Consider the following 26325-nt stretch of genomic DNA (forward strand, 5'->3'; position numbering starts at 1 on the left):
TTTTAATAATTCATTACCTTGTTGACTTGTTCGATGATGTCTTTATGCGTTGGCAGCCAAACCTCTTCGGCATCGGAAAATGCATATACGGTATCCGGTGCAGTAACTCGGAGTACTGGTGCTTCCAGATGTAAAATGGCTCGTTCTTGAATTTCTGATACAACAGTTGCGGCAACTCCAGCCTGGCGCTGTGCTTCCTGTGCCACTACGACATGATTGGTTTTCTCTACGGATTCGATAATTGTGTCCACATCAATTGGTGAAACGGTACGCAAATCAATGACCTCTGCATCAACTCCGTCCTTTTCCAGTTCCTCCGCAGCTTTAAGTGCTGTATGAACCATGGCGCCATATGCAACGATCGTTACGTCGTTCCCTTCGCGTTTCACGTCTGCTTTATCCAATTCAACGGTGTATTCCTCCTCAGGAACTTCTCCGCGGAAGGAACGATATAGTTTCATATGTTCCAGGAACAAAACAGGATCGTTATTGCGGATGGCGGAGATCAGCAAGCCTTTTGCATCATATGGGGTGGACGGGATAACCACGCGAATCCCCGGCTGCTGTGCAATCAGCCCTTCCAGTGAATCGGCATGGAGCTCAGGCGTGTGCACCCCTCCGCCAAATGGTGCGCGAATGGTTACCGGTGCGTTTTGCGTGCCGCCGGAACGGTAGCGAATCCGGGCCATTTGTCCATTAATTGCATCCATTGCTTCATAAACAAAGCCGAAGAATTGAATTTCCATGACCGGCCGGAAGCCTTGTAATGCAAGACCAAGGGACAACCCGCCAATTCCTGACTCTGCCAGCGGTGTATCAAATACGCGGTCTTCCCCGAACTCATCCTGCAACCCTTCTGTTGCACGGAACACACCGCCGTTTTGGCCGACATCTTCACCATATACAAGCACATTTTCATCGTTTTTCAATTCTGTGCGCATTGCATCAGTGATCGCTTGAATCATTGTCATTTCTGCCATGATTTACTTCGACTCCTTTTCTTTAAATTGTTCCAATTGCTCTTGAAGATTTGGCGGAAGTTCGTCATACATGTTGTTTATTAGATCCGTTACCGTTTGCTTCGGATACTTGTCCGCCTCTTTTATCGCTTTTTTAATATCTTCTTTTGCTTCTTCAATAACTTTGTTTTCTTCCTCTTCCGACCATAGATCTTTACTTTCGAGGAAGGTACGGAAACGCACAAGCGGATCTTTTTTCTCCCATTCGTCATTCAGATCATCTGTGCGGTAGCGTGTCGGATCATCACCGGACATCGTATGCGGGCCATAACGATAAGTCAGTGTTTCGATCAGCATTGGTCCATCTCCATTGATGGCACGTTCACGGGCGTTTTTCGTCACTGCGTAAACTGCCAGGACATCCATACCGTCAACTTGTATACCTTCAATACCGGCAGCCACTGATTTTTGCGCCAGTGTTTTGGCGGCCGATTGTTTTTCTACAGGTACAGAGATTGCAAAGTAGTTGTTTTGTACAAAGAAAATCGCAGGTGCATTATATGCGCCGGCAAAGTTGATTCCTTCATAAAAATCACCCTGTGAGGTACCGCCATCCCCTGTGTAGGTGACCGCAACGGCTTTCTTTCCGCGTTTTTTAATTCCCAATGCTACTCCGGCAGTTTGCACGTACTGCGCCCCGATAATGATTTGCGGACTCAGTGCATCCATCCCTTCTGGAAATTGATTTCCGTGAAAATGTCCTTTGGAGAAGAGAAATGCCTGGTACAGCGGGAGTCCCTGCCAAATCAGCTGCGGCACATCACGGTAAGCAGGCAGAAGAAAGTCCTCTTTCTCCAGCGCAAATTGACTGCCCAGCTGAGAAGCTTCCTGTCCTGCAGTTGGTGCATAGAAACCAAGACGCCCTTGACGGTTCAATGCAATTGAACGCTGGTCCAGCACACGGGTATATACCATTCGGCGCATGAGTTCTTTTAATTCCTCATCCGACAAATCAGGCATATCATCTTCGTTGACAATCTTTCCTTCTTCATTAAGAATCTGGAACATCTCGAACTGACTTTCCACACTTTCTAGTACGTGTTTCAAAATCGTTCACCTCTTCCTTTCCTTGTATACGATTTAGTATTGTCTTTATTAGCATTCCCAACTCAGAAAAAAATCTGTATCTGCCCTTCAAATATATACCCTTTTTCTCCAGCCCATAATCACATACCTGAGCAGCAGAAAAACTGTTACATATTTAAAAGGTGAAACACTGATACAATTTTTATTCTAGATTCATAGTAGCGCATCCGGAGGGCATCAGTCAATTACTTTGATTAATATTTATCGGAATGGAAACGTGTTGTTTCACAGCAAGAGGCTAACTGTTATAATAGCAAAATACATCTGTGTTACTTTGTATGTATAACTCCGGCTGGGCTGCATGCGGTATTTAGCCATAAAAAAAAGACTGCTTCTTAAGGAAACAGCCCCTTAGGTTTTATTCACTTTCCGAGTCTTCCGATTCGCCGGCTTCACTTTCGGTATTTTCTTCATATTCCACATTAAGTTCGGCAAGCTCATAGAATTCCTGCTTCAGTGCATTGTATTCTACTGTCAGGTTATTGAACTGTTCGTTGGCATCCAGCACAGCTTGATAGCTCTCATTGATTTGATTGATTTGTTCTGTTACAGCCGCCTGCTCGAGTTCTTCCTGTTGGAGCATCGTGTATAATTCTTTCTCCAATTCCATCGACTCTGTGTATGCCTCATAAAGTGTGTCATAGGCATTGTAGCGGTTGGCCATGACTTCCTGCATTTCTTCTGCTTTAGCCCGGACATCTTCATTTTCCAGCTCCGGAATCAAGTCGCTTATTTTATTAAATTCTTCCTCGGAAGCAGTAATGCTCTCCTTTTCCACTTCAATTTTTTCCGCACGCTCGTTGATTACATCAATCGCCTGCTGGGACAGCTGTTGAATCTCGTCAAGCTCGTCCATCCCCAAATCGGTAATCTGGCTGTAAATTTCCTGTTCCTGCTGCTCCAGTTCCGTGATGGCACTTTGCTGATTCTCAAAGTCTTCTTCAAGTGCCACTGCTTCTTCCAGATGATTATGTATTTGCTCCTCCGCCGACTCTCCACTGCAGGCGGCAAGGACAGCAATCAGACACACGCCAAGCAGGAGCAGCCCTTTTCTCAATGGCATTAAATAACCCCCTAATATGTAAATCTTTCTTTCATGATTGTAGTATAACATAAAACAAAGGGAAATAATTAACCTTTTTCATAAAGCATATGTATGATATAAGAGGTTCTATTATGATAAACTATGGATGGAGTAAAGGGGTGACTAAAATGATAACAATGAAAGATATTGTGCGGGAAGGACATCCCTCGTTGACGACTGTTGCCGACGAAGTGGATCTTCCGCTTGCGGATGAAAATAAAGAACTGCTTGAGGAAATGCTAACCTTCTTGAAAAACAGCCAGGATGAGGAAATTGCAGAAATTTATAATTTGCGGGCAGGTGTTGGGCTTGCGGCTCCGCAGCTCGGAATCAATAAACGGCTGATTGCCATCCATTTTGAAGATGGAGACGGGAAATTATATAGCTACGGACTCGCCAATCCGAAAATAATCAGCCACTCGATGGAACAGTCATATTTACCATCCGGAGAGGGCTGCCTCTCTGTCGACCGGAATGTGGATGGCCTAGTGCCAAGACATGCGCGCGTCACCGTGAGAGCAACGGATATGGAAGGAAATCCGGTAAAAATCCGGCTGAAGGGCTACCCGGCGGTCGTTGTGCAGCACGAAATCGATCATGTGAACGGCATTATGTTTTATGACCATATCAATAAACAGAATCCTTACCAGGTGCCCGATAATGCCAGACCGGTGGAGTAAGGACAAAAACAACAGCCAAAAAAGGCTGTTGTTTTTTATCCCTGATGCTGCACGCCTGGTGGCGAGCCAGGTATTCTCAACCTGTACTTCGCCTTTTCACACCATGCATAAGTTCATTTTTTTTGTGGAAAATAACGATACTACAGGAAGCGACACAGCGGACGATCAATATTTTTTTAAGTGAAATGATGTATTTTTGTTTCAATCTGGGCGAAGACGTACTATACTGTAACTAAGAGGGATTGGATCGGTAAAACGTTTTTGTTGCTTTTCTTATATTGCCGAAAGGAGTTGTGTGTCCTCATGCTGAAACGCCTAAAAGAAAAGCTGAGGAAGCGATGGAAGGACTTTTTAGGCCGGGGACGAGTACCGACAACATACGGAAAAGACTACTAATAAGGATCAGTTATATCCTGTACGTTCCGTCTTTTACGGACAAGTTACGGAACGATTGATGCGGATAAGTAATAGGAAACTTAAAAAAACATCATCTAAAACGAATCGATCATAAGTTATCTCGTTTTAAGGATAGCTTATTTACACGAGCATAAATGATTAAGAAAAAAGAAGGAGAGATGGAATGATTTATAAAGTTTTATATCAGGAACTCCCTGATGAAGTCCCTGTTCGTGAACGCACGAACAGTATGTATATTGAAGCAGAATCCGAGCGTGAAGTACGAACAAAATTGAGCAGCCAAAATTATAATATTGAGTACATCCATGCATTAGATGAGGCACATCTGGCGTATGAGAAACAATCCGAAGATTTCCAGACGGAGAGCGTTTAGTCGATGAAATTTGTGAAAAATGATCAGACAGCCGTCTTCGCTCTGGGCGGTCTGGGTGAAATCGGCAAAAATACGTATGGAATTCAGTTCCAGGATGAAATTATCCTTGTGGATGCAGGGATTAAATTCCCAGAAGATGAACTGTTGGGAATCGATTATGTCATCCCTGACTATACGTACCTCATCCAGAATCAGGACAAAATTAAAGGGTTGTTCATCACACATGGACACGAAGACCATATCGGAGGAGTGCCATATCTCCTTCGTGAATTGAATGTGCCAATATATGCCGGCAAGCTCGCTCTTGGATTAATCAGAAACAAATTAGAAGAACATGGATTACTGCGTAAGGCAAAATTACACCCGATTCATGAAGATGATGTTATTAAATTCCGTAAAACTTCCGTAAGCTTTTTCCGTACGACCCATAGTATTCCGGATTCATATGGAATCGTGGTAAAAACTCCTCCAGGCAATATTGTCCATACCGGTGATTTTAAATTCGATTTCACTCCGGTTGGCGAAGCAGCAAATCTGGCCAAAATGGCGGAAGTGGGCAAAGAAGGCGTGCTTGCCCTGCTATCTGACAGCACAAATAGTGAGGTTCCCGGATTTACCATGTCCGAAAAGGTCGTTGGCGAAAGCATCAATGACATTTTCAGCAGGGTGAATGGCCGAGTGATTTTTGCTACGTTTGCTTCCAATATTTACCGACTCCAGCAAGTCGTAGCAGCTGCTGTGAAACACGGCAGGAAAATTGCTGTGTTTGGCCGCAGCATGGAAAACGCCATCAACCTTGGACAGGAGCTTGGCTACATTCAGGCACCAAAGGATACATTTATTGATGCGAATCAACTAAATCGTCTCCCTGCCGATGAAGTCACGATTTTATGTACAGGCTCTCAAGGGGAACAGATGGCGGCTCTGTCCAGAATTGCCAATGGAACACACCGGCAAATCCAAATCATCCCTGGTGACACGGTTGTATTTTCTTCATCTCCAATCCCTGGAAATACGATCAGTGTCAGCCGAACCATTAATAAGCTGTACCGTGCCGGAGCGGATGTCATTCACGGCAAACTGAGCAATATTCACACATCCGGGCATGGAAGCCAGGATGAACAGAAGCTGATGCTCCGTTTGATCCAGCCGAAGTATTTTATGCCGATACACGGGGAATACCGCATGCTGAAAGAACATGTGAAACTTGCGGAAGCATGTGGTGTAGATCCGGCTAACTCCTTCGTCATGGACAATGGGGACGTTCTGGCACTTGGCAAAGACAATGCCGGAATCGCCGGAAAAATTCCATCCGGATCCATCTATGTAGATGGCAGCGGAATTGGCGATATTGGGAATATTGTACTGCGGGATCGCCGCATTCTCTCAGAAGAGGGACTTGTTATCGTAGTGGTCAGCATCAACATGAAGGAATTCAGAATTGCGTCAGGCCCTGATATTATTTCTCGCGGGTTTGTCTACATGCGGGAATCCGAAGACCTGATAAATGAAGCCCAAAAGCTCGTATCCAAACATTTGAATAAAGTGATGGAAAGAAGAACGTCGCAATGGTCGGAAATTAAAAATGAAATTACCGACACCATCGCACCGTTCCTTTACGAAAAAACCAAACGCCGGCCAATGGTACTTCCAATTATTATGGAAGTATAGAGAGAATCAATTGCATCTTGTGCGCGTTTATGCCAATGGTACTTCCAATTATTATGGAAGTATAGAGGCCGAAAAAGCTGCAGAGAAATTATTCTCTGCAGCTTTTTTACGTGGGCTAATCATCTATAACTAAGTGCTTTTCAAACCGGTTGATGTCCTTATCTGCTCCGATCACGATCAGAACATCGTTTTCGTTTAAGGTGTCATATGCATTAGGAGATACGTTCATCTGGTCTCCCCGCCGAATGGCCACAACATTGCAGCCGTAATTGGCACGAATATTTAGATCAATCAGTGTCCGACCGGCCATTTTTCTTCCTGCCTTCACTTCTACTATGCTGTGCTCATCCGATAATTCCAGGTAATCCAGAATATTATTGGAAATGATATGGTGGGCAATCCTTCTACCCATATCTCGTTCCGGATGCACCACTTCATCAATCCCGATCTTGTTCAATATTTTTTGATGATAGTCGTTTTGCGCTTTGACTGTAATCCGCTTAATATCTAAATCTGTTAAAATTACCGCAGTCAAGATGCTAGCCTGAATGTTTTCCCCAATTGCCACGATAACATGGTCGATATTTTTAATGCCGATTTCCTTTAATGCTGTTTCATCAGTTGAATCGGCAATCACTGCATGGGAGGCAATATTTTTAAACTCATTGACCTTTTCTTCATCGTTGTCAATGGCCAACACCTGCATCCCCTCCATGCTGAGTTCTCTGCAAATGCTTCCGCCAAACCGGCCCAGACCGATCACCGCAAATTCCTGTTTCATCTCGCTTCCTCCATTGCTCTACATGTCTTATGGTTATCATACAGCAAGAATGGAAAAGAGAGCAACTCCCATAAAGGAAGTTTGCTCTCTTTATTTTTAAGACTTTTTCTAATCGAAAGTTTTTTTATCATAATATCTTTAGACCGCGACGTAAATCAGTAGGTTTTATAATCGCCGCTGCAGAAATACCCCTCGCTTTCCGCGGGAAGCTGCCGAGCCTCCTCGCGCTGTCGCGCTGCGGGGTCTCGCCTATGCTTTTCATCCCGCAGGAGTCTCGGAGTATTTCCTCCGCTGAGTGTTGTGGTCATTACTTTACTGCTATTTAAATCAAACCTCACTTACCACTTTTGGATGTTGATTGGAGCGGAGGACAGCCGACTCCTGCGGGAAAGCACGAGTCTAGACCTGAGCAGGAAGTGCACTTCTTCAGAGGAGCCTGAAGCCGTGCCCGCGGAAAGCGGCTGCCTGCAGCGAAAATCAACAAGCTCACAAGTCGAATTCTCTATCAACTCTATTAAAAACCACATGCATTTCCGGAGCGCCAGGCTATGTCGCAGTTTCCATCACCTAAGACATCAATACTTACGAAAAGAGCCACTTTTAAATAGCATCCAGCATCTGAAATTGCGATTTTACCAGACCATAGTATTCTCCATGCTTTGCCATCAATTCATCATGGCTTCCGCTTTCCAGAATTTTGCCTTGTTCCAGGACAAAAATCTTATCCGCTTCCCTGATGGTTGACAGGCGGTGGGCAATAATAATCGCAGTCCTTCCTTTCAACAGCCTGCCAAGAGCCTCCTGAATCTTGACTTCTGTTTCCGTATCAATGCTTGCTGTCGCCTCATCAAGAATCAGAATGCGCGGATCAGCGAGTAATGCCCTGGCAAAGGAAAGCAATTGCCGCTCCCCAGCAGAGAGAATATTGCCGCGCTCTTCCACTTCTGTTAAGTAGCCGTCAGCCAGCCGCTGGATAAAGTCATCAGCACCGACAACTTTTGCCGCTTCCATGACCTCTTCATCACTTGCGTCCGGGCGACCAAACCGGATATTTTCCATGATCGTGCCGGAAAAAATAAACGTATCCTGCAGCACGACACTGATTTGTTCCCTTAGACTCGCCAATTGAACCTCGCGCAAATCATGTCCATCAATCCGCACGGTGCCTTTTGTCGGGTCATAAAAACGGCTGATCAGGTTGGCAATGGTCGACTTGCCGCTTCCTGTATGGCCAACCAGGGCAACCGTCTGCCCTTGTTTCATCTCCAGCGAAATTTCATGCAGGGCAATGCGGTCTTGATTGTAGGAAAACTCTACCTTATCAAAGGTGATGTTCCCTTTCATATCGGTTAATTTATACGCCTTTTCCTGCTCTTTTACATTTGGCTGTTCATCCAGGTATTCAAAAATACGTTCAGACGAAGCCATCGCCATCAACAATTGGTTGTACATTTGCCCAAGCCGGGAGATAGGTTCCCAGAACATCCCGATAATCAAGGCAAAGGTTACGAATGTACCAATTTCCATGTTGCCGTTTAAAATCAGATACGCACCGTAAGCAACCAGGATAATCGTACCAAATGCATTGCACATTTCCACGAGAGGACGGAACATCGCACTTTTCTTTGAGGCCGTGCGAATACTCTCGAAATATCCCTGATTCAATCCATTAAAGAATTCGGCATTCTCCTTTTCCTGAGAAAATGATTGGGTAATCCTCATGCCCTGAAGTCCTTCATTCAGATGAGAATTCATCCGTGACTGCTGAATGCGCACTTCCTGCCAGGACCGGCGGATATTGCGGCGCAGTTTGGTTGATAAAAAGAACATGATTGGCAAAATAATCATAATCGCTGCAGCCAGTTCCGGACTAAGCACAAATAAAATAACGAGAATCCCGATAAGCATGACGGCGTCCATCAGCAAATTAATAATTCCATTTGTGAACAGTTCCTGCAGCGAGTTAATGTCATTCATAATCCGGACTAAAATCGACCCTGCCGAACGTTTGTCAAAAAACCGGTGGGAGAGATGCTGCACATGGGTAAAAAGATGCTGGCGCAAATCGTAAATAACATTCTGCCCCAGTATGTTCACCCATTTAATCCGATACACATTTCCTATATAACTTAGTAAATATAAAACACCGATGCCGAAAACAAGGTATGTCAAGAGTGTAATGTCTTGGTTAGTAATTGCTACCTCAATCGCTACCTTACCGATCAGGATCGGCACGGCCAAGCGAACGGCGGTTGATACAAGCATGGCAATAAACGCGCCTGGCAGGTATGTTTTTGAATATGGCTTTAAATACTCCAACAGCCGCACCATTTGCTTCCAGTTAAACGGCCTCTCAATCGCCCGGTCCACGGAATAATGAAACCGGTTGAGTTGGCGACTGCTTTTTTGTAGCTTTGTTGCCTGTGCCAAGAGAGTCCCTCCTTTTTATCGAATTTTTAATTTGCCTGTTCCATAATTGCTTCACGGTCCTGGTACTGGATATCATAGATTCGTCTATAGATACCATCTTGCTGAAGCAGCTCTTCATGTGTACCGCGCTCGACTGCTTCTCCTTCTTCCAGTACCAATATCTCATCAGCATGCTTCAAAGAAGAAATCCGGTGGGCGATAATAAATGAGGTCCTCCCCTTCATGACCTCTTTCAATGCCTGCTGAATTTTAAACTCAGTCTGCATATCGACTGCAGACGTGGCATCATCGAGCACCAGAATACTTGGATTAATGCAAATTGCCCGGGCAATGGCGATCCGCTGCTTCTGCCCGCCGGAAAGCCCCATTCCTCTTTCTCCAAGCATGGTGTCATATCCTTCAGGCATTTCCATAATAAATTCATGCGCCTGGGCCCTTTTTGCTGCATCAATCACCTGTTCTTCCGGCATATCCGGATTTCCGTAGCGGATATTTTCCCGAATCGAAGTGGAGAACAAAAACGGCTCTTGCAGGACAAAACCGATTTGCTGCCTTAAGTTTTTGATCGGGTAATCAGAGACCGGTTTTCCATCGACCAGTACTTCTCCCTTTTCCGGTTCATAAAAGCGGGTAATCAGCTGGGTAATGCTTGTTTTCCCGGAACCGGTGGAGCCGATTAAGCCGATAACTTTGCCAGGTGGGGCGTCAAAACTGATATCCTTTAATGCCGCATCATCGTCTGCCACATAGGTCAGTGTGACGTCACGGAAGGATACATGGCCTTTGATATCTTTTCCCTTTGCTTGTTCTTTCTCTACAATGTCTTCCTCTGCATCGAGAATTTCCAGCAGCCGTTCTCCGGATGCCTTTGCCTGGGAAAATTGGTTAATAATAAATCCTAGATTCATCAACGGACCAAGAATATACCACACAAGACTAAAAAATGCAGTAAGCTCACCTAACCCGAGCGAACCATTAACAACGAGATATCCGCCAAATGCAAGCAGTGCTACCACACAAATATTCCCGATAAATTCCATTAAAGGAAAATATCTTGCCCAGATTTTTGAAGTGAACAAGTAATTCTGGCGATACGTATCATTGCTGTCAGAAAACCGGCCAATTTCAAAGCCTTCTCTGGATAGTGATTTGACCGTATTCATACCGCTGATGTTTTCCTGCACCCGTGTATTTAGTCTGCCAAGCGATTTGCGGATCGTCTGGAATGCCGGATGCACACGCTTGTCGAATTTAAACACAACTACAGCCAAAAACGGCATCGCTGCCATGGTAACCAGTGCCAGCGGAACAGAATAGAACAACATAACTGCGAGACTGAACGTGATCAGTAAAAAGACACGCAGTAATTCCGCAAAGCCAACAGCAAGAAAGAAGCGAAAACCTTCTACATCCTGTGTTAGCCGGGACATGATATCCCCTGTTCTTGCATTGTCAAAATACCTGAATGATAAGGCCTGCAGCTTTTCATACAGGGAGTCGCGCAGTTTGTAGACTGCCGTGATGCCAAACAGGTCACCCAAATACTGATGGTAATACGTGGCAACTCCTTTTATAGCCATTAGCAGAAAAAATGCGACGGCAATATAAGGTATCAGCTCGTATTGGTTTTCCAGCACGACATTGTCAATCGTTTGCTGTAAGACAATCGGATAAACCACGGTGATACCCGTGACAAAAAGCAGAAAGAATAGCGACCAAAGCATTAATTTTTTATAGGGCCAGTAAAATTCTTTTAGCCTTTTAAATGTTTCCATGCAGTTCCCTCCTCAAGATGAAGTTTTTTCCCGTACCTATTAATATAACGGGTTTCGAAATAAATTTCCACCTATTTTGCTTAATTTTTATAAAAATATTATTTTTGCAATGACAAGGCCAAAATTACTCTCTCTTTACGAACAAAAAATCCCCTGCTTGTGACAGCAAGGAATTTTCTTCATATCCGTTCAATTAACCAAAAGTCGTTTTATCCGTTTTTCCAGCATATTCACTCCCCCGCTGCCGGAATGGTAGTGGCGCAGTCTCCCGCTTGCATCAAATAAGTAATAGGCCGGAACATACCTGTTGCGGAATGCTTTGGTCATTTCTTCATCGTTGTCCACGGCAATCGGCTGCGTTATTCCATGATCCCTTGCTTTCTTTTTTATTTGACCTGTATCCTTGTCTTTTTCCGAACGGGGCATATGCACAGAGAGGATAGTTATCGCGTCTCCATAGTCATCCCGTAACTGATTTATCTGCCGAATGGCCCTTTCACATAAATCGCAGCTTATCGACCAGAAATGTACAAGGACCGGTTTATTGTTTAAAAGGTCTTTAGTACTTAAGGGACGGCTGTTCAGCCATTTGGTTGTATGCCCCAATTCCGGCAGTGGTGTTTTAATTCTCATTTTTCTCTTCCTCCCTTTGAATCAATCATCGCTTCATTCTATTCAAGGTACTAAGGAAGGGTTTCAAGCACACAAAAAAAGGCCTTCAAAACGAAAGCCTTTCTTGCTTAAGATAATTTTTGATCGACCATTTGGCAAACAGCTTCAGCATTGGTTCCTTGGGCGTTGATCACCGGGCCGGCAATCGTGGTATCAGCCATCCCCATTACATCTTTGTCCTGGCCTGTTATCACACAGCAGTCGCAATGTGCGGCATCTTCTGCCGAGCGAAGATCCACCACCTCATGCCCCATTTCCATCAATGCTGTTTTGACATCTGACAGTGACTGTTCTACACCGATTCGTGCCATCTCACCTGACCTCCTATATATGACAAATTACATATATAGTTTTTGTTGGGATAGAAAAGTTATACCTCTTTTACCAGGACAAATGACGAAGCATGGCATCAACAGCGCGAACACCAGCCTCAAGGGCTTCTTCTTTCGGCTGGAGCTGTGCGGAATGGAGTCCGGTTTCTGCCTCCACGCCCAGCCAAAACATAAAGCCGGGAATTTCTTTCAGCATATAACCAAAATCCTCACCAGTCATGGCCGCTGTCGACTCCTGAAAAATGAGTCCTGCTTCACGCGCAGCTTCGGCAAACTTTTCCACATAACCTTTGTGATTGAACACCTGGTAATAATTGGCTCCGTAATCAATGGCAATCTTGCAGTCGTGACTGATCTCAAATCCACGGGCAATCTGCTCAATCCCCTTTTTTACCAGATCAATCGTTTCCGGCTGAAAGGTTCGGATCGTTCCTTCCAGTCTGGCGGTTTCTGCAATCGCATTTTGTACAAAGCCGCTTTCCATTTTTCCGATGGTCACCACCGCTTTCTCGAGCGGATCGACAAAACGGGAGATCACCTGCTGCAAATGCACTGTAAAGCTGCTTGCTGCAACCGTCATATCTTTTGTTAAATGAGGATATGCGGCATGCCCGCCCTTACCTGTGAAATCGAGAAACAATTCACTTGTATTGGCGAATAAGGTGCCTGGCTTCGTTGCAACCGTACCTGCCGGGAGATCTGGAGCAATATGTAATGCAAAAATCTCATCCGGTTTCCACGCTTGAAATTCTGCTGATTCAAGCATAGGCAACGCCCCGCCTGGTCCCTCCTCCGCTGGCTGGAAGATAAAAAGAGCATTGTCTTTCATCGGTTGGGAAATAACAGAATCAAGTGCACCGAGCGCAATCGTCATATGAAAGTCGTGACCGCATGCATGCATTCTTCCTTCATGCCTGGAGGAAAAGGAATAATCCGTCTGCTCGTGTATGGGCAGTCCATCGATATCACAGCGGAAACCGATTGTCTTTTCCGGAGATGTTCCCGCAACCCGCACAAGTATTCCTGTTTTCCAAGTCGTCACTTCCACCCGGTTTATCTGCATCTTTTTGATTGTTTCCAGCAGAAACCTTTGAGTTTTTACTTCCTTAAACCCAAGCTCCGGGATTTGATGCAGCTCTCTTCTTATTTCTTTTAATGCAGAAAACTCCATGTGCTGCTCCTCCTGCTTAGTTGTCCAGTTTACGAAGTTCCTGCTTAATTTCAGTTTTGGATTTCGTGTTTTCATCCAATTCTTTCAGCACTTTCGCAGGGGTGCCGCCCACCAGGGTATTCGGCTCGACATCTTTTGTAACAATCGCGCCTGCTGCAACGACCGCGCCTTTGCCGACCGTCACACCTTCGAGCACGACAACATTGGCACCGATTACGACATCATCCTCGACTACGACTGGTTTGGCAGATGGCGGTTCAATTACTCCTGCAAGCACCGTGCCTGCTCCAATATGGCAATTTTTTCCTACAGTTGCCCGGCCACCAAGGACCGCGTTCATATCAATCATCGTGCCTTCACCGACAACGGAACCAATATTAATCATCGCACCCATCATGATCACACAGCCGTCGCCGATTTCCACCTGATCACGGATCACTGCACCCGGTTCGATGCGGGCATTGATTCCTTTTAGGTCAAGCAGCGGAATAGCCGAGTTTCTGCGGTCATTTTCCACTACATAATCAGTAATTTGACCATTGTTTTCCTCCAGAAAAGATTGCACGTCTTTCCACTCACCAAAAAGCACACCGCTTTTTGTTTCCAAAAAAGCCTGGATACTGTCATTTGCGGGTAGAGAATCCAGATTGTCCCCTTTTACATATACCTTTACTGGAGTGCTTTTTTTGCTATTTGAGATAAAGCTGATAATTTCATTTGCATCCATCATATTCATGCTGCATTTCCTCCTACAATTTTAACTGTCATATACTTTACCAGACTAAAATTTCTTCTGCAATTATTTCTCCGATGTATAAATATCCCGCTTTAATTCCTTTAAAATAGCTCTTCTGGTCAGAATTCCGTCAAAATAACCATCTTCATCGGCAACACAAACAAATGGATGGTTGATCACTGTGTTCAGCCCTTTGAGAAAATTATCTTCTCTCAAGAGGCAGGGAATGTCCTCCTTCATTACTTCATGCACACGTATTCCGCTCAGTTTTTCAAATTCAATGTGCTCCAGTCCCAATATCTGATTTAAAATCACCGTCTTGCCAATCGTCCCCACAAGCCTGTAGGAATTATCCAAAACAGGAACCGCTGCATAACCTGATTTAATTAATACCAGCAGCGCATGCTCCAGCGGATTATTGATCTGCACATGAGCAACTTTTTCTGAAGGGATCATAATGTCCCCAATTTTTATATCTGTCAACTGCTTATTTTCTGTTATCCCCATTAATGAACGCCCCTTTGTAAGTTCTCTGCCTTTGATTCATTTTATTTTTCTGAAGGAAGGTTGGTTCGGGATCGACCGATATTATATCTCAGCCTCTGCTGTTCTCATTTTACCATAGATTAATTTCCATCACAGGTATTAGGATGTATTTGCAGGAAAAGAAAAAATCCATTATAATATGAGCATATGATCATATAAAGTCAGGAAGTGAAAACAATAGCTTATCAGCCGATTGATGAAGGTAGCGCAGAAATGATTGCCCAAGTTTATAAGGCACTGTCAGATCCGACCAGGATAAAAATTCTCCATCTGCTTTTTCATCAGGAGTGTGCGGTCACTGCCATTGCGGAACAATTAGAGATGAATCAATCGACCATCTCCCATCAGCTGAAATATTTAAAGCAGCTGCGCCTTGTTAAAAGCAGAAGAGAAAAAACCAGGTATTATTATTCACCGGATGACGACCATGTGCGTACACTTCTGGAACAAACCATCAAGCACATACAGCATACCAGTTAGGAGGGTTACAATGGGACACAGTCACCACGGCCACGGACACACCCACCACAATACAAACAATGTGAGGGTGCTATTTTTTAGCTTTCTGTTAATTTTCCTGTTCATGATTATTGAAGCGATCGGCGGCTTCCTTACAAACAGTCTTGCTCTCATCTCTGATGCAGGCCATATGCTAAGTGATGCGGCCGCGCTTGGGTTAAGCCTCGTTGCCTTTAAGTATGGGGAGAGAAATGCGAGCCGCAGCAAAACATATGGCTACAGGCGCTTTGAAATTATTGCCGCTTTCCTGAATGGCATTACCCTTATATTAATCTCGCTGTACATCTTTTATGAAGCATATCAGCGTTTTTTCTCACCTCCTGAAGTAAGTGCAAGTATGATGCTGATCGCCCTCGCCGGTTTAATTGTCAATGTGGTAGTGGCCTGGATGATGATGCGCGGCGGCTCCCAGGATAACCTCAATATCCGGAGCGCCCTCTTGCACGTTTTCGGCGATTTACTGGGATCTGTTGGCGCTCTGGCTGCGGGTATCCTCATTCTTTTGTTCAATTGGAATATTGCAGATCCGATTGCCAGTGTACTCGTCTCTGTGCTGATTATTATTTCCGGTATTCGCATTACCCGGGACGCGGTTCACATTTTAATGGAAGGCAAACCGGAACATATCAGCATCGACAGCATGAAAGAGAGTCTTGGCAAATTAAACGGGGTAAAAGAAGTGCACGACCTGCATGTCTGGTCGATTACATCCGAGTTTCCTGCCCTAACCTGTCATTTGGTCGTCGAGGATGGCATCGATCGGGATCAGTTGCTTCAGCGTGCCACTGCGGAAATCAATAATTCTTTTGGAATCACCCATTGCACCATTCAAGTAGAGGGATTCAGCGGCACACATGGCAACTGTGATTTTTGTGATTAAGCCTAAATACAAATCTGTTTAAGAACAGCTTATGTATGCTATAATTTCTCTATCATAGGTTAGAGGGGTTAACGTCTTGACTACAATGAGCCGGCGCGCTTTTTTGAAGAAAGCTTTAGGAAGCCTGCTCGCCTTTGTGGGGCTGAGCGGGGGAACATATTATTATGCCAGGGAAATGGAACCTGCTATGCTGAGCATTAATGAACAGGAAATACTGTCAGGCAGGATACCCGCGGCATTTCAAAACTATCGAATCGTGCAATTTTCCGATACACACATCGGTTTTCATTATACATTGGAACAATTCCGCGGCTTGATCGCGAAAATTAATGAACTGGAACCGGATTTGCTTTTATTCACTGGAGATTTGGTGGATGAGCCTCATATCTATAATTGGAACCAGAATATTGTCGAGCACCTAAGCGCTCTTAAGGCGAAAGATGGGAAGTATTGGATTTACGGCAACCACGATCATGGAGGCTATGGAACCGACATTTTATTGGATGTGATGGAAGAAGGCGGATTTAACCTCCTGAGAAACAGCCACACGACAATTCAAAAGAACCGTGAGCGCATAGTGCTTGCCGGGATTGATGATTTAATGCTGGGCCGGCCCGACCTGAGAGAGACACTGGCAAACGCCAATCCCGATTTGTTCACCATTCTTCTGGCACATGAGCCGGATTTTGCCGATATCGCTAAAGATTACCCTGTTGATGTGCAATTATCAGGTCACAGTCATGGTGGTCAGGTCCGTTTCCCGTTTATCGGCCATTTGTATACCCCTGTCTATGCGGAAAAATATGTACAGGGTAAATATGTTCTGAACGACGGGAATTTTACCGTACATGTCAACAGCGGGATCGGGACAACCCGTCTGCCCTACCGGTTTTTATGCAGACCGGAAATTCATGTGTATACGTTGAAACGTTCGTAACTGAAAACAATGGCTTGGATTTGCAGGGGCATTTTGTCAAAATTGTCATAGATCGTTCAATGCACCCCTGTTTTCGAATGGTATAATGTGGCTAGGTTTACTTTTTCAGAAAGGAAGAGCGCGGGAAATGAAATACTTGAAATGGATCCTGTTCGGACTGGTGGTGTTTCTTGCCGGCTGCGGGAGTAATATAGAGACGAATATGTCGGAGCAGGTGTCGGATTTTTCTTTTACCAACCAGAATCAGGAGACAGTGGAACTTGAAGACTTGAAGGGCGATTGGTGGGTCGCAGACTTTATCTTTACCAATTGCACGACTGTGTGCCTGCCGATGACTTCCAATATGGCACAACTGCAGACAGCCATGAAGGAAGAAGGTGTTGACGCCCAGCTGGTATCTTTTAGTATTGATCCGGAACGTGATACCCCAGAAGTGCTCAAAAGGTATGGTGAAAGCTATGATGCTGATTTTAGCAACTGGTCGTTTCTGACAGGGTATGATTTTGAAACAATCAAAGAGCTCTCAATAAAATCCTTCCGCAACCTCATTGTGGAAGCACAGCCGGGCAACGATCAGCTGACTCACGGGACAAAATTTTTCCTTATCAATCCGGAGGGCGAAGTAATTAAAAATTATGACGGAGTAAGTTCGGACAGCATGGACCAGATTCTCGAAGACCTCAAAACGGTTACCTCATAAGCCATTGTTTAACTTTAGCGGTAAGGAGCGGAAAAAATGACATTCCGCTCTTTTTCCTTTTTGTAACAAAAGCGGAAGCGCCCTTACAGGCTAAGAACGCCACGTCCTGTGCGTCGTAGCGACGTATGGACTGCGCCTGGCCATGCCGGGTGGATCAGCGTTGCCGCGCAATGCGGCGAATTTAGCTGATCATTCCTTCGAAGGAGATAAAGGAAACATGCCCCTTCATAGGGGTTTGCCGACGTTGGCTCGGGAGGCCGGTTTTAGTCGGCCTTCCTTAAACTTCAAGCCGATGTTGACTTATCGTACGGACGTGAGGGAAGTCCACACAGCTTTAGCGCTGGAGCTGGCCGGGGCATACTCCTGCCTTGGCTAACCACAATATGCAACGATTTAAATTTTTTTAAGTCTGCACACAGTACACACCCAAAAATGCGCTTTCACATTCACCCTTGCACATGGACAACCTTTGCGATAGGATAGGAGATAGAGAGTAGGACTGGCTTTTTTAACTATCAACTGCAAAACAAACTGGAAAGGAGGAAAAGCATGGAACAGAATATCCCGCTGAATGAGCTGGCCAAAGCCCTGTATAGTATTAATCGACATGCAAAAACTGCGCCCGAACCCCAGCATCTATACTTACTGAAAAAAGAAGCAATTAGCCGCCTGCTGCAGGAAAAACGGGCAGTCAAAGTTGGACTCCATTTCTCTGACCGGCCGAGAATGAGCAACCAGCACTCCACTCTGCTTGTCAAAGTAGATGAATATTACTTTCACGTTCCTCCTACAAAAGAAGACTTCAAAGAGCTTGAGCACTTAGGCAGATTGGATCAAAATTATCGAAATCCGCAAACAAAGATGTCCTTGGGCCAAGCCAAAAGGATCGTTTACCGATATCTGGACTGGAAGCCGAAAAAGAAGCCTCAAGTCTCAAAGAAGCGATATAAATCATCCTATTTTACTCCATCCTCTTTAGGTAAAATGGAGTGGCCTCCTGCCAAATCGCATCGAAACTATTAGAATATGTTTCATTTCTCCGTTTAAAAGGAAAAGAATTATAAAAGGAGGAACGGTTATGGTGGAATTAAAAGCTTTCATGGCTGCACTGGAACATCATGCTGCTCAGGCTCATGATCTTAAAGATAAGTACGAAATGCTGTCTGCTAAAGAAAAAGAAATGGTGATGAAAGAAGCACCAGACATGCTGCATTCTCCTGATGCCTATTATCAGCCAGTTTTTACCTGGCTGGAGAATCTTCAGCAGAAAGCAGGCGACAAAACGGAATACTAAACACAAAAACAACGATTGCCCCTATATCAAAACGCATGCTTGAAATTAGCATGCGTTTTTATTATTTTACCAGCCGCCGAACGCCGTAAAAGAGAATTAGTGCCACTCCGAAACCAGCCAGGGTCTCAAGCGTGATTCCCAACAGAGAACGGAGGGAAGCGGAAAATGTGCCGGACAATGCGGCAGCTAGCAATCCGGTCGTTAATAACAGCAGACTTGAGAGCAAATAACTGAGCAGTTTGGTGCTGCTTTTAGCCACAAACCACTGGATTAAAGGATGAATTAGCAAATATAAAAGCACCATTCCAAGAAATACGAGTAAATAATAAATGTACTCAGGCTTTATGCCTAATGCCATAAGCTGGGAATAATGAAACCAATCAGGAAAATTGATACGCTTCTCCCCCTTCCCTGTTTTTATATCCTGCATTATTAGTCTCTTCATCTATGAAAGGAATTATACCTGCAAGAGAAAAGATGTTTTAAAAGAGATTTGGGAATGAACGTAATTATGTTGGTACGTGCCTCCTCGGAAGAAAACCGCTTCCTGCTCAGGTCTAGCCGTTGCTTTTCCCGCAGGAGTCGACCGCCCTCCGCTCCAATCAACCATCTACAGAGTAGATAGCCGTTGTTTGCTTTTAAAAAGGCACATCAGCCAGCGGAGGAAATACCTTGAGACTCCTGCGGGATGATAAGCATAGGTGAGACCCCGCAGCGCGTCAGCGCGAGGAGGCTCACCAGCGCTCAGCAGGTGCGAAAGGTATTTCCGGAGCGGCAATCATAAACCCCACTGTTTTTACATCGCAATTTATAGATTTTGTTTTTTAAATACAAAAAAGAAAAAGCAGGCTGACAGTTGTGCGTCAATCCTGCTTTTCTTCTGCTTTTTCCGATTGTTTCTTTTCCAAGTTCAGTTCAAGCTGGGAAATTTCCTTTTCGTCTCTGAGCAGTTCCTGTTTGTTACGTTCGACAAGCTCGTCAAAATTTAACGATTTTGGTCTCATATGATACACTCCTTTTATACTTCTTTTTTATTATAGCACTATTTTGCAGATTTACCTATCAAAATTATTTGAACATTTTTTAACAATTGTATTTGGAGGCCAATAAATGGAACATTTCATCAACCCGCTTGTGAAAGATATTGAGATATCGGGGATTCGTAAATTTTTTAATATGGTGGCAGAAGAACAGGAAGGAGATATTATTTCTCTGACAATCGGACAGCCCGACTTCCATACACCAGAGTATATCAAGCAAGCAGCCGTCGAAGCTCTTGCCCGCAATAAAACCACATATACACCCAATGCAGGAATTATCGAACTGCGCAAAGCCATTTCATCCTTTAATGAAACAAATTATGCGATAAGTTATGATCCTGGTGAGGAAATTATTGTGACCACCGGAGCCTCCCAGGCCATCGACATTACATTCCGGACCATTTTACTCCCTGGTGATGAAGTGATTTTGCCAGGACCGGTTTATCCTGGTTATGAACCGCTGATCCGCCTCGCTGGTGCAACCCCGGTGTATGCAGATACCACTGGCACCGGATTTAAACTGACAGCAGAAGTTCTCAAAGGCATGATAACGGACAAAACTAAATGTGTCGTTCTACCCTACCCTTCCAATCCGACCGGAGCATCATTTTCCGCTGCCGAGCTGAACGAGCTTGCTGCTGTCATCAGAAACAACGATCTTTTGGTACTGGCAGATGAAATTTACAGTGAGCTGGTATTTGACGGAAAGCATGTTTCGATTGCTTCTTTGGAGAGAATGAAAGAAAGAACGATTGTCGTAAATGGGGTTTCGAAATCTCATGCCATGACCGGATTCCGAATTGGCTATACCCTTGCTCCAAAATGGTTGTCGAGACATATGGTCAAAGTGCATCAGTATAATGTATCCTGCGCATCCTCCGTGAGTCAGTATGCGGCATTGGAAGCACTAAGGGCCGGATCTGAGGCTACCTGGAAAATGCGGGAAGCATATCGTAAAAGACGGGATTTCGTCTACAGCCGGCTGAGCGAAATTGGCTTCACGGTTAATCAGCCGGATGGGGCTTTTTATTTCTTTCCGAAATTTCCCGTGAAGGAAATGACATCATTTCAACTGGGACTTGAACTGGTGAAGAAGGGTAAGGTTGCTCTTGTGCCCGGGAGCAGTTTTTCCTCTCTGGGAGAAGGATTTATGCGTCTTTCATACGCTTATGACCCTGAGACATTGACAGAAGGCTTGAATCGTCTGGAAACATTTATGCAGAAGGAAAAACTGCGGTAGTCGCAGAATATATTTGGATTCGTTTATACATTATCCTGTCTTCTGCATTCATAATCATTTAACAGCTTGTCCAGTTCCTGGCTGATTTCAATAGATTCTTTGTCAGTAAAACCTTTATCCAAGGCTACTTCCGTCATTTTCTGGCGGAGGAATTCGATTCGGTTAAGGAGATTATTTGTCGGTCCCATCAGATAAGAATGCTCCCTTTCTTCCATTTATTTTAATGTAGCACAACTGTTCAGATAAATACAACTTACATCTTTATTGCATGGGAATTTCATGAAAAATTCACTCGTCTCCACACTCTCACTGTGCTATTATAGTAGTGGATTGACTTTAGGAAAGGATGGATTGCCATTGGCTGAAACAAAAAAGAAAAATGAATGGTGGGAATGGGGAAAATCAATCCTCCTTGCTTTACTGATTGCTTATTTTCTGCATACGTTTATTTTTGCCACTTCCATCGTTGAAGGGGAAAGCATGGCACCTACCCTGGAAGATGGCGAACGGGTGCTGTTCAACAAAATTGTCTATCTGGTCGATGAGCCCGAGCGTGGCGATATCGTCATTATTCAGCGTCAAAATAAAAATTATGTAAAACGGGTTATTGGACTGCCAGGAGAAACGATTAGCGTAAATGACAATGATTTATATATTGATGGAGAAAAATACAGACAGCCTTTCTTAAGTGAAGAGGTGCTTAAAGATACCGGCCGGCTTGGTACGATTGACATTCCGGAGGGAAGCTATTTTGTCATGGGGGATAACCGCGGCATCAGCAAAGACAGTCGAAACGGTCTTGGTTTTATCCAGGGTGAAAATATTATCGGAAAATCGGAATTTGTCATTTATCCATTTGATGAATGGACGAAGACAGAATAGGAGGCCAGGCATTCGCCTGACCTCTTTTTTTATTCGTTATCGAACAGGCAGTAGCCGATATTTAACGCGAGAAGTCCAAAACAGATGGCACCAAAAATAATTTCCATTAATCGCACCCCTTTCCAGTATGTAAAAGACAAATTGAACGATGACAAATAATCATATACTTTTACCTATCATATCAATTTTTCTCCCCTAAATAAAGTAAAAATATGTTAAACTGTTGAGGTAAATACCAAGACAATAGGCGGGTGAGGATATGCGGCACTGTCCATATTGTGGAACAATGATCAATGAAGATGAACAATACTGCATAAAATGCGGCAAAGCCCTGCCGAATGATATAGATGAACGTTTGGACGGGACTAGGAGATTCAACAAATTCTGGTATCTCCCCTTGTCCGTACTCTTCCTAGTTATCCTCTCTTCCGGGATATTTTATGTATGGCTGGACTCGAGGAGTGCCAAAGCCGAGGAATTATACTATCAGGGAGCGGACCTGCTCATGCAGCAGGATTATGAGGCTGCCGGTGATTTATTCGCTGAGGCTGTTGATCGTAATGGGAACTTCACCCAAGCAAACGTAGCCAGTGAATTCATGAAAAAGACCTTACAAGTGCAGCAAACGCTTGAAAAAGCTGCGGAATTGTCCCGCGAGAAAGAATTCCAGGAAGCTCTATCTATGATCAACACGGCAGAGAACAGCCTGAAGAATTATAACGGGACAGCCGTCAACCAGCTGATTGACGTCATTGTCAGTCAGCGTGAGACAATAAAGGTCGCTCAGCTAAAATCTATCCTGCGAGAGGAGCCTGGGATTGATCAATTGAAGCGGTTGTTATGGGAAGCGGATGAACTAAATCATCAGGAAGCGGAAGGCATTACGGAATCTATCCGCAATCAGATTATTGATTACTCTTTTTCCAAAGCAAGCGCCCAGCTGAACAACAAACATTTCAACGACGCCCGGCTGCTTGTGGAAGATGGATTGAAATATGCTCCGAATTCCGAGAAGCTGACCAGTCTGCAAACAACTGTGGAGAAAGAACAGACCGCGTTTGAAACGGCCCAGCAGCAGCGGATAGAACAGGCTGTCAATGCAGCAGCTCAAGATCACCAATTAAATGAAACGGATGCGATTGAACTGCTCTCTGCAGAAGTCGAACAAAATGAGCAGGGAAATTTTGCAGTAGAGGGCGAAGTGAAAAGTGTCGCAACCATTCCCGTCCATTCTATATTGGTCGAGTATTCGCTGCTTAATGATAATGACACGGAAGTTTTATCCAATGAAGTCTATGTCTATCCAGATAAGCTCTATCCGGATGAAAACGGGGAATTTGAATTTACCCATTTTGATATCAGTGAAGAGACGAAAGGTTTACAAGTGGAAATCGACAAAGTCACCTGGTATACCGAATGATTTTCGGCTGACCACTTAATTCAGCAAGCGGGGTGAAAATCCATGCATAAAAAACGGCTCCCCATCATAATCAGTGCATCAGTACTGATCATTGGGGTGGTGCTGTGTGTTCTTTTCTATGAACACTGGCAAAAGCAGGAGCTGGCAGTAAGCGATCCTGTGGTTAACCGGGTGAGCACCGAGGGACAGCAGCTTGATCTGCAATCGATTATTTATGAAGCAGAAAAGAACGTTGTCCAGGTCGAAGGTCAGACCGTTTCCTCCACCATAACGGGATCAGGATTTATCTATAATGAAAAAGGCGATATCATCACAAATGCGCATGTCATCCAGGATGCAGAAGTCATTTATGTCCGTACAGCTGATGCGCGCATTTATCCTGCAGCCGTTGTCGGAATTGGTGAAACCACGGATGTTGCAGTGATCCGTGTGCCGGAGCTTGCGGGAGAAAGTTACTCCCCTGTCGCCAGAGACGCGCCCGCAGAAATTGGTGAGGAAGTCATGGCGCTCGGAAGCCCGCATGGATTTCAAAGCACGGTAACACTTGGAATTATTTCCGGCACCGAAAGGAATTTCACCCTGAATGGCTATACCTATTCCAATGCCTATCAAATCTCGGCACCGATCACGCACGGAAACAGCGGTGGGCCATTGATTAATCGAAGTACAGGTAAAGTGATTGGCATTAATTCCGTGGGAACAGAAGACGGCACGATTGGTTTCAGCATCCCGATTCGAGAAGTGATTGAACAAATTGAGAAATGGTCCAATGAGGCGCAAAATGAACAGCTCGAATTCGCCAGTGCTGAGGATATTATTGATACCAATAATCCGGAGGCCTTCCTGCTTGATGCTGAATATCTGGTCGAATATTTTATGGAGAGTATCGAGATTCGAGATTATCTTAATGCCTACACATTAATGGGCAGTTCTATGCAGGATGAGGTGTCCTATTCCGATTTCCGTGACCGCTACATTCACATAGTCGATCTGGAGTTTTCCAACCTCACCAGCAGCGTTACCGAGGATAATCGGATTCAGATTACCCTGAATACAACAGCGGAGCTAAAGGAAAAAGAAGCCGAAGAAACGGAGAACGAAACAGAAACTGTTAAAGAGAGCTATACCTATACATTTATCGTCGCCCATGAAAATGATCAGCTGCGGATTCTGCAGACAGACAGAAGTACTAAGTAATAATAAATCGCCTCCCTTCTATACCAGTGAAGGGAGGCGATTTTTTGATTATCCAATAATCATTTTTTCTTTCGGATAATGATAGTTGCCGCTTTTCTTATCGGTTTTAAAAATCAGCAGAAATGGGATGATGCCGATTCTCCCAATAAACATAAGCAGCATGAGAACAATCTTGCTGAAAGTGCTTAACTCCGCGGTGATCCCCAGCGAGAGACCAACTGTCCCGAACGCCGAGGTCACCTCAAACAAAATCTGCGTCAGCGAAAACGGCTCTGTAATCGAAATAACCAGCATAGAAGAGAAAATAAGCACAATAGCCATCAGCATCACGGTGACTGCTTTCAGCAAATCTTCTTCATAGACTTCCCGGTGGAAAATCCGTATGCTCCGTTTTCCCCTCGCATATGTAATGATGAAAATGACCACGAGTGCAAACGTAGTCGTACGAATCCCTCCTCCTGCACTGCTTGGGGAGGCGCCGATAAACATTAAAAGGGACATGAACAAATGATTGGCTTCGGTCAGCTGGCTCACATCCATGGTGGATAAACCGCCGCTTCTCGTTGTCACGGACTGAAACATGGAATAAAAAAAGGCCTCATGCCAGGATTTCCCAGCAAAAAAATTCGCCGCATCCAGCAAATATATAAATAATGCTCCAACAAAAATCAATACAGCAAATGTAAACGTGGTTACTTTGGCAAACAAACTGAATCGTATTTTTGTCCGTTTTTCGTTCCTGGCAAAAATATATTCTTTTACTTCGATCAATACCGGAAACCCAATTGCTCCAAAAATGATCAGAATCATATTAATAAACTGCACGAAGTAATCATGACGAAACGGCTCCAGAGACTCACCCGTAATGTCAAACCCGCCATTGGTTGTTGCACTGATCGATCCAAAGAATCCGTGCAGATATGCCTGGGAAGCAGTCGGAAAATATTGAAGAAAATAGGTGCCGAGAATCAGAAAGCCGATCAATTCAATCGTCAAAAGCACATAGACAAGCTGTTTGATTAACCGAACCATTCCCTCAAAACTGGTCTGATTCTGGTCTGTCATAATCAGCCGGCGTTCCTTTAACCCGATTTTCTTTCCCAGCAAGAGCCAGACAAAGGTGCCAATCGCCATCACACCGACTGCTCCAAGCTGCATAATCAGCGCCAGGCAGATGATTCCGACAGTGCTTAATGTATCGGCAATGGTTATGGTGGAGAGCCCGGTAACACTCAGAGCACTGACTGCGGTAAACAGTTTATCAATAAAGGCGACCTCCACCCCGCTCTGGTAAATCATAGGAAGAGACAGGATGATCGTGGAGGCAACCACCGCAAAAAAATAAAAAATCAATAATAACTTAAAAGGCGACAATCGGTTGATCCACTTGAAAAGTGGACGGTGATATTGGTTTCCTGCCATTATTTTTTAACCCCTTAGCCT

The 26325-nt window shown here is 44.5% G+C and carries 28 protein-coding genes; 13 read left to right on the forward strand and 15 right to left on the reverse strand.

Annotation, left to right across the window (positions count from 1 at the left end; all coding sequences use genetic code 11):
* Nucleotides 1-2: 2 nt before the first annotated feature.
* The 3 genes from CEG13_RS06680 to CEG13_RS06690 form a co-directional block, all read right to left on the reverse strand.
* The gene (locus CEG13_RS06680) at nucleotides 3-980 is read right to left on the reverse strand and encodes an alpha-ketoacid dehydrogenase subunit beta (RefSeq protein WP_100011098.1); all 978 of its coding nucleotides are present in this window, start codon (nucleotides 978-980) and stop codon (nucleotides 3-5) included.
* A 3-nt stretch (nucleotides 981-983) separates the two neighbouring features.
* Nucleotides 984-2066: a pyruvate dehydrogenase (acetyl-transferring) E1 component subunit alpha gene (gene pdhA, locus CEG13_RS06685; RefSeq protein ID WP_100011099.1), complete on the reverse strand. Its 1083-nt coding sequence runs from the start codon at nucleotides 2064-2066 to the stop codon at nucleotides 984-986.
* 397 nt (nucleotides 2067-2463) lie between these two features.
* On the reverse strand, nucleotides 2464-3168 hold the full coding sequence (locus tag CEG13_RS06690) for a YkyA family protein (protein ID WP_100011100.1): 705 nt from the start codon (nucleotides 3166-3168) through the stop codon (nucleotides 2464-2466).
* A 149-nt stretch (nucleotides 3169-3317) separates the two neighbouring features.
* Here CEG13_RS06690 and def point away from each other — a divergent pair, with 149 nt between their 5' ends.
* The 3 genes from def to rnjA all read left to right on the forward strand — a co-directional run bounded on the left by def (nucleotide 3318) and on the right by rnjA (nucleotide 6330).
* Nucleotides 3318-3869, forward strand: coding sequence for a peptide deformylase (gene def / locus CEG13_RS06695; RefSeq protein ID WP_100011101.1), 552 nt, complete (start codon nucleotides 3318-3320; stop codon nucleotides 3867-3869).
* A gap of 580 nt (nucleotides 3870-4449) precedes the next feature.
* Nucleotides 4450-4659: a DNA-dependent RNA polymerase subunit epsilon gene (locus CEG13_RS06705; RefSeq protein ID WP_100011103.1), complete on the forward strand. Its 210-nt coding sequence runs from the start codon at nucleotides 4450-4452 to the stop codon at nucleotides 4657-4659.
* A 3-nt stretch (nucleotides 4660-4662) separates the two neighbouring features.
* On the forward strand, nucleotides 4663-6330 hold the full coding sequence (gene rnjA, locus CEG13_RS06710) for a ribonuclease J1 (RefSeq protein WP_100011104.1): 1668 nt from the start codon (nucleotides 4663-4665) through the stop codon (nucleotides 6328-6330).
* A 115-nt stretch (nucleotides 6331-6445) separates the two neighbouring features.
* Here rnjA and CEG13_RS06715 read toward each other — a convergent pair whose 3' ends face one another.
* The 8 genes from CEG13_RS06715 to cbpB all read right to left on the reverse strand — a co-directional run bounded on the left by CEG13_RS06715 (nucleotide 6446) and on the right by cbpB (nucleotide 14734).
* Nucleotides 6446-7111: a potassium channel family protein gene (locus CEG13_RS06715; RefSeq protein ID WP_100011105.1), complete on the reverse strand. Its 666-nt coding sequence runs from the start codon at nucleotides 7109-7111 to the stop codon at nucleotides 6446-6448.
* 600 nt (nucleotides 7112-7711) lie between these two features.
* Nucleotides 7712-9442, reverse strand: coding sequence for an ABC transporter ATP-binding protein (locus CEG13_RS06720; RefSeq protein WP_100011198.1), 1731 nt, complete (start codon nucleotides 9440-9442; stop codon nucleotides 7712-7714).
* A gap of 125 nt (nucleotides 9443-9567) precedes the next feature.
* A complete protein-coding gene (locus CEG13_RS06725) occupies nucleotides 9568-11316 on the reverse strand; it encodes an ABC transporter ATP-binding protein (RefSeq protein ID WP_100011106.1) in 1749 nt (582 codons plus the stop codon).
* Nucleotides 11317-11505: 189 nt separating this feature from the next.
* Nucleotides 11506-11949, reverse strand: coding sequence for a redoxin domain-containing protein (locus tag CEG13_RS06730; RefSeq protein WP_100011107.1), 444 nt, complete (start codon nucleotides 11947-11949; stop codon nucleotides 11506-11508).
* A gap of 107 nt (nucleotides 11950-12056) precedes the next feature.
* On the reverse strand, nucleotides 12057-12299 hold the full coding sequence (locus CEG13_RS06735) for a YkuS family protein (RefSeq protein ID WP_100011108.1): 243 nt from the start codon (nucleotides 12297-12299) through the stop codon (nucleotides 12057-12059).
* A gap of 70 nt (nucleotides 12300-12369) precedes the next feature.
* Complete coding sequence (locus CEG13_RS06740; RefSeq protein ID WP_100011109.1) at nucleotides 12370-13491, reverse strand: N-acetyldiaminopimelate deacetylase; 1122 nt, start codon at nucleotides 13489-13491, stop codon at nucleotides 12370-12372.
* 16 nt (nucleotides 13492-13507) lie between these two features.
* Nucleotides 13508-14227 (reverse strand): 2,3,4,5-tetrahydropyridine-2,6-dicarboxylate N-acetyltransferase, encoded by a 720-nt coding sequence (gene dapD / locus CEG13_RS06745; RefSeq protein ID WP_100011110.1) that lies wholly within the window; start codon nucleotides 14225-14227, stop codon nucleotides 13508-13510.
* Nucleotides 14228-14290: 63 nt separating this feature from the next.
* Nucleotides 14291-14734 carry a cyclic-di-AMP-binding protein CbpB gene (cbpB, locus tag CEG13_RS06750; RefSeq protein WP_100011111.1) on the reverse strand — a complete coding sequence of 148 codons (444 nt, stop codon included), beginning with the start codon at nucleotides 14732-14734 and terminating at the stop codon, nucleotides 14291-14293.
* Between the two features lie 252 nt (nucleotides 14735-14986).
* Here cbpB and CEG13_RS06755 point away from each other — a divergent pair, with 252 nt between their 5' ends.
* From CEG13_RS06755 to CEG13_RS06780, 6 genes are all read left to right on the forward strand, one after another.
* The gene (locus CEG13_RS06755) at nucleotides 14987-15253 is read left to right on the forward strand and encodes an ArsR/SmtB family transcription factor (protein WP_100011112.1); all 267 of its coding nucleotides are present in this window, start codon (nucleotides 14987-14989) and stop codon (nucleotides 15251-15253) included.
* 10 nt (nucleotides 15254-15263) lie between these two features.
* Nucleotides 15264-16172, forward strand: a complete 909-nt coding sequence (locus CEG13_RS06760; protein WP_100011113.1) for a cation diffusion facilitator family transporter — start codon at nucleotides 15264-15266, stop codon at nucleotides 16170-16172.
* 85 nt (nucleotides 16173-16257) lie between these two features.
* Entirely contained in the window at nucleotides 16258-17109 is an 852-nt protein-coding gene (locus tag CEG13_RS06765; protein WP_100011199.1) for a metallophosphoesterase, read from the forward strand.
* A 127-nt stretch (nucleotides 17110-17236) separates the two neighbouring features.
* Nucleotides 17237-17809 carry an SCO family protein gene (locus tag CEG13_RS06770; protein ID WP_100011114.1) on the forward strand — a complete coding sequence of 191 codons (573 nt, stop codon included), beginning with the start codon at nucleotides 17237-17239 and terminating at the stop codon, nucleotides 17807-17809.
* Nucleotides 17810-18358: 549 nt separating this feature from the next.
* The gene (locus CEG13_RS06775; RefSeq protein ID WP_100011115.1) at nucleotides 18359-18832 is read left to right on the forward strand and encodes a YkyB family protein; all 474 of its coding nucleotides are present in this window, start codon (nucleotides 18359-18361) and stop codon (nucleotides 18830-18832) included.
* Nucleotides 18833-18887: 55 nt separating this feature from the next.
* Entirely contained in the window at nucleotides 18888-19103 is a 216-nt protein-coding gene (locus CEG13_RS06780; protein ID WP_100011116.1) for a hypothetical protein, read from the forward strand.
* Between the two features lie 61 nt (nucleotides 19104-19164).
* Here CEG13_RS06780 and CEG13_RS06785 read toward each other — a convergent pair whose 3' ends face one another.
* Nucleotides 19165-19533 (reverse strand): hypothetical protein, encoded by a 369-nt coding sequence (locus CEG13_RS06785; RefSeq protein WP_100011117.1) that lies wholly within the window; start codon nucleotides 19531-19533, stop codon nucleotides 19165-19167.
* A gap of 433 nt (nucleotides 19534-19966) precedes the next feature.
* Nucleotides 19967-20107 (reverse strand): FbpB family small basic protein, encoded by a 141-nt coding sequence (locus CEG13_RS06790; RefSeq protein ID WP_100011118.1) that lies wholly within the window; start codon nucleotides 20105-20107, stop codon nucleotides 19967-19969.
* Between the two features lie 106 nt (nucleotides 20108-20213).
* Between CEG13_RS06790 and CEG13_RS06795 the strand changes: the two genes are divergently transcribed.
* A complete protein-coding gene (locus CEG13_RS06795) occupies nucleotides 20214-21383 on the forward strand; it encodes an aminotransferase A (protein WP_100011119.1) in 1170 nt (389 codons plus the stop codon).
* A gap of 23 nt (nucleotides 21384-21406) precedes the next feature.
* Here the strand turns inward: CEG13_RS06795 and CEG13_RS06800 are convergent, their stop codons facing one another.
* Nucleotides 21407-21571, reverse strand: coding sequence for a Spo0E family sporulation regulatory protein-aspartic acid phosphatase (locus CEG13_RS06800; protein WP_100011120.1), 165 nt, complete (start codon nucleotides 21569-21571; stop codon nucleotides 21407-21409).
* Between the two features lie 169 nt (nucleotides 21572-21740).
* Between CEG13_RS06800 and lepB the strand changes: the two genes are divergently transcribed.
* The 3 genes from lepB to CEG13_RS06815 all read left to right on the forward strand — a co-directional run bounded on the left by lepB (nucleotide 21741) and on the right by CEG13_RS06815 (nucleotide 24882).
* Nucleotides 21741-22265 (forward strand): signal peptidase I, encoded by a 525-nt coding sequence (lepB, locus tag CEG13_RS06805; RefSeq protein ID WP_239984584.1) that lies wholly within the window; start codon nucleotides 21741-21743, stop codon nucleotides 22263-22265.
* A gap of 259 nt (nucleotides 22266-22524) precedes the next feature.
* Nucleotides 22525-23685 carry a zinc-ribbon domain-containing protein gene (locus tag CEG13_RS06810; protein WP_100011122.1) on the forward strand — a complete coding sequence of 387 codons (1161 nt, stop codon included), beginning with the start codon at nucleotides 22525-22527 and terminating at the stop codon, nucleotides 23683-23685.
* Between the two features lie 42 nt (nucleotides 23686-23727).
* Entirely contained in the window at nucleotides 23728-24882 is a 1155-nt protein-coding gene (locus tag CEG13_RS06815) for a S1C family serine protease (RefSeq protein ID WP_100011123.1), read from the forward strand.
* A gap of 48 nt (nucleotides 24883-24930) precedes the next feature.
* On the opposite strand, the gene CEG13_RS06820 is transcribed toward CEG13_RS06815, so the two are convergent.
* Nucleotides 24931-26304: a TrkH family potassium uptake protein gene (locus tag CEG13_RS06820; RefSeq protein ID WP_100011124.1), complete on the reverse strand. Its 1374-nt coding sequence runs from the start codon at nucleotides 26302-26304 to the stop codon at nucleotides 24931-24933.
* Nucleotides 26305-26325 lie beyond the last annotated feature (21 nt).

Origin of the sequence: Lentibacillus sediminis (assembly GCF_002763455.1) — a bacterium.
GTDB classification, from domain to species: Bacteria; Bacillota; Bacilli; order Bacillales; family Amphibacillaceae; genus Lentibacillus_D; species Lentibacillus_D sediminis_A.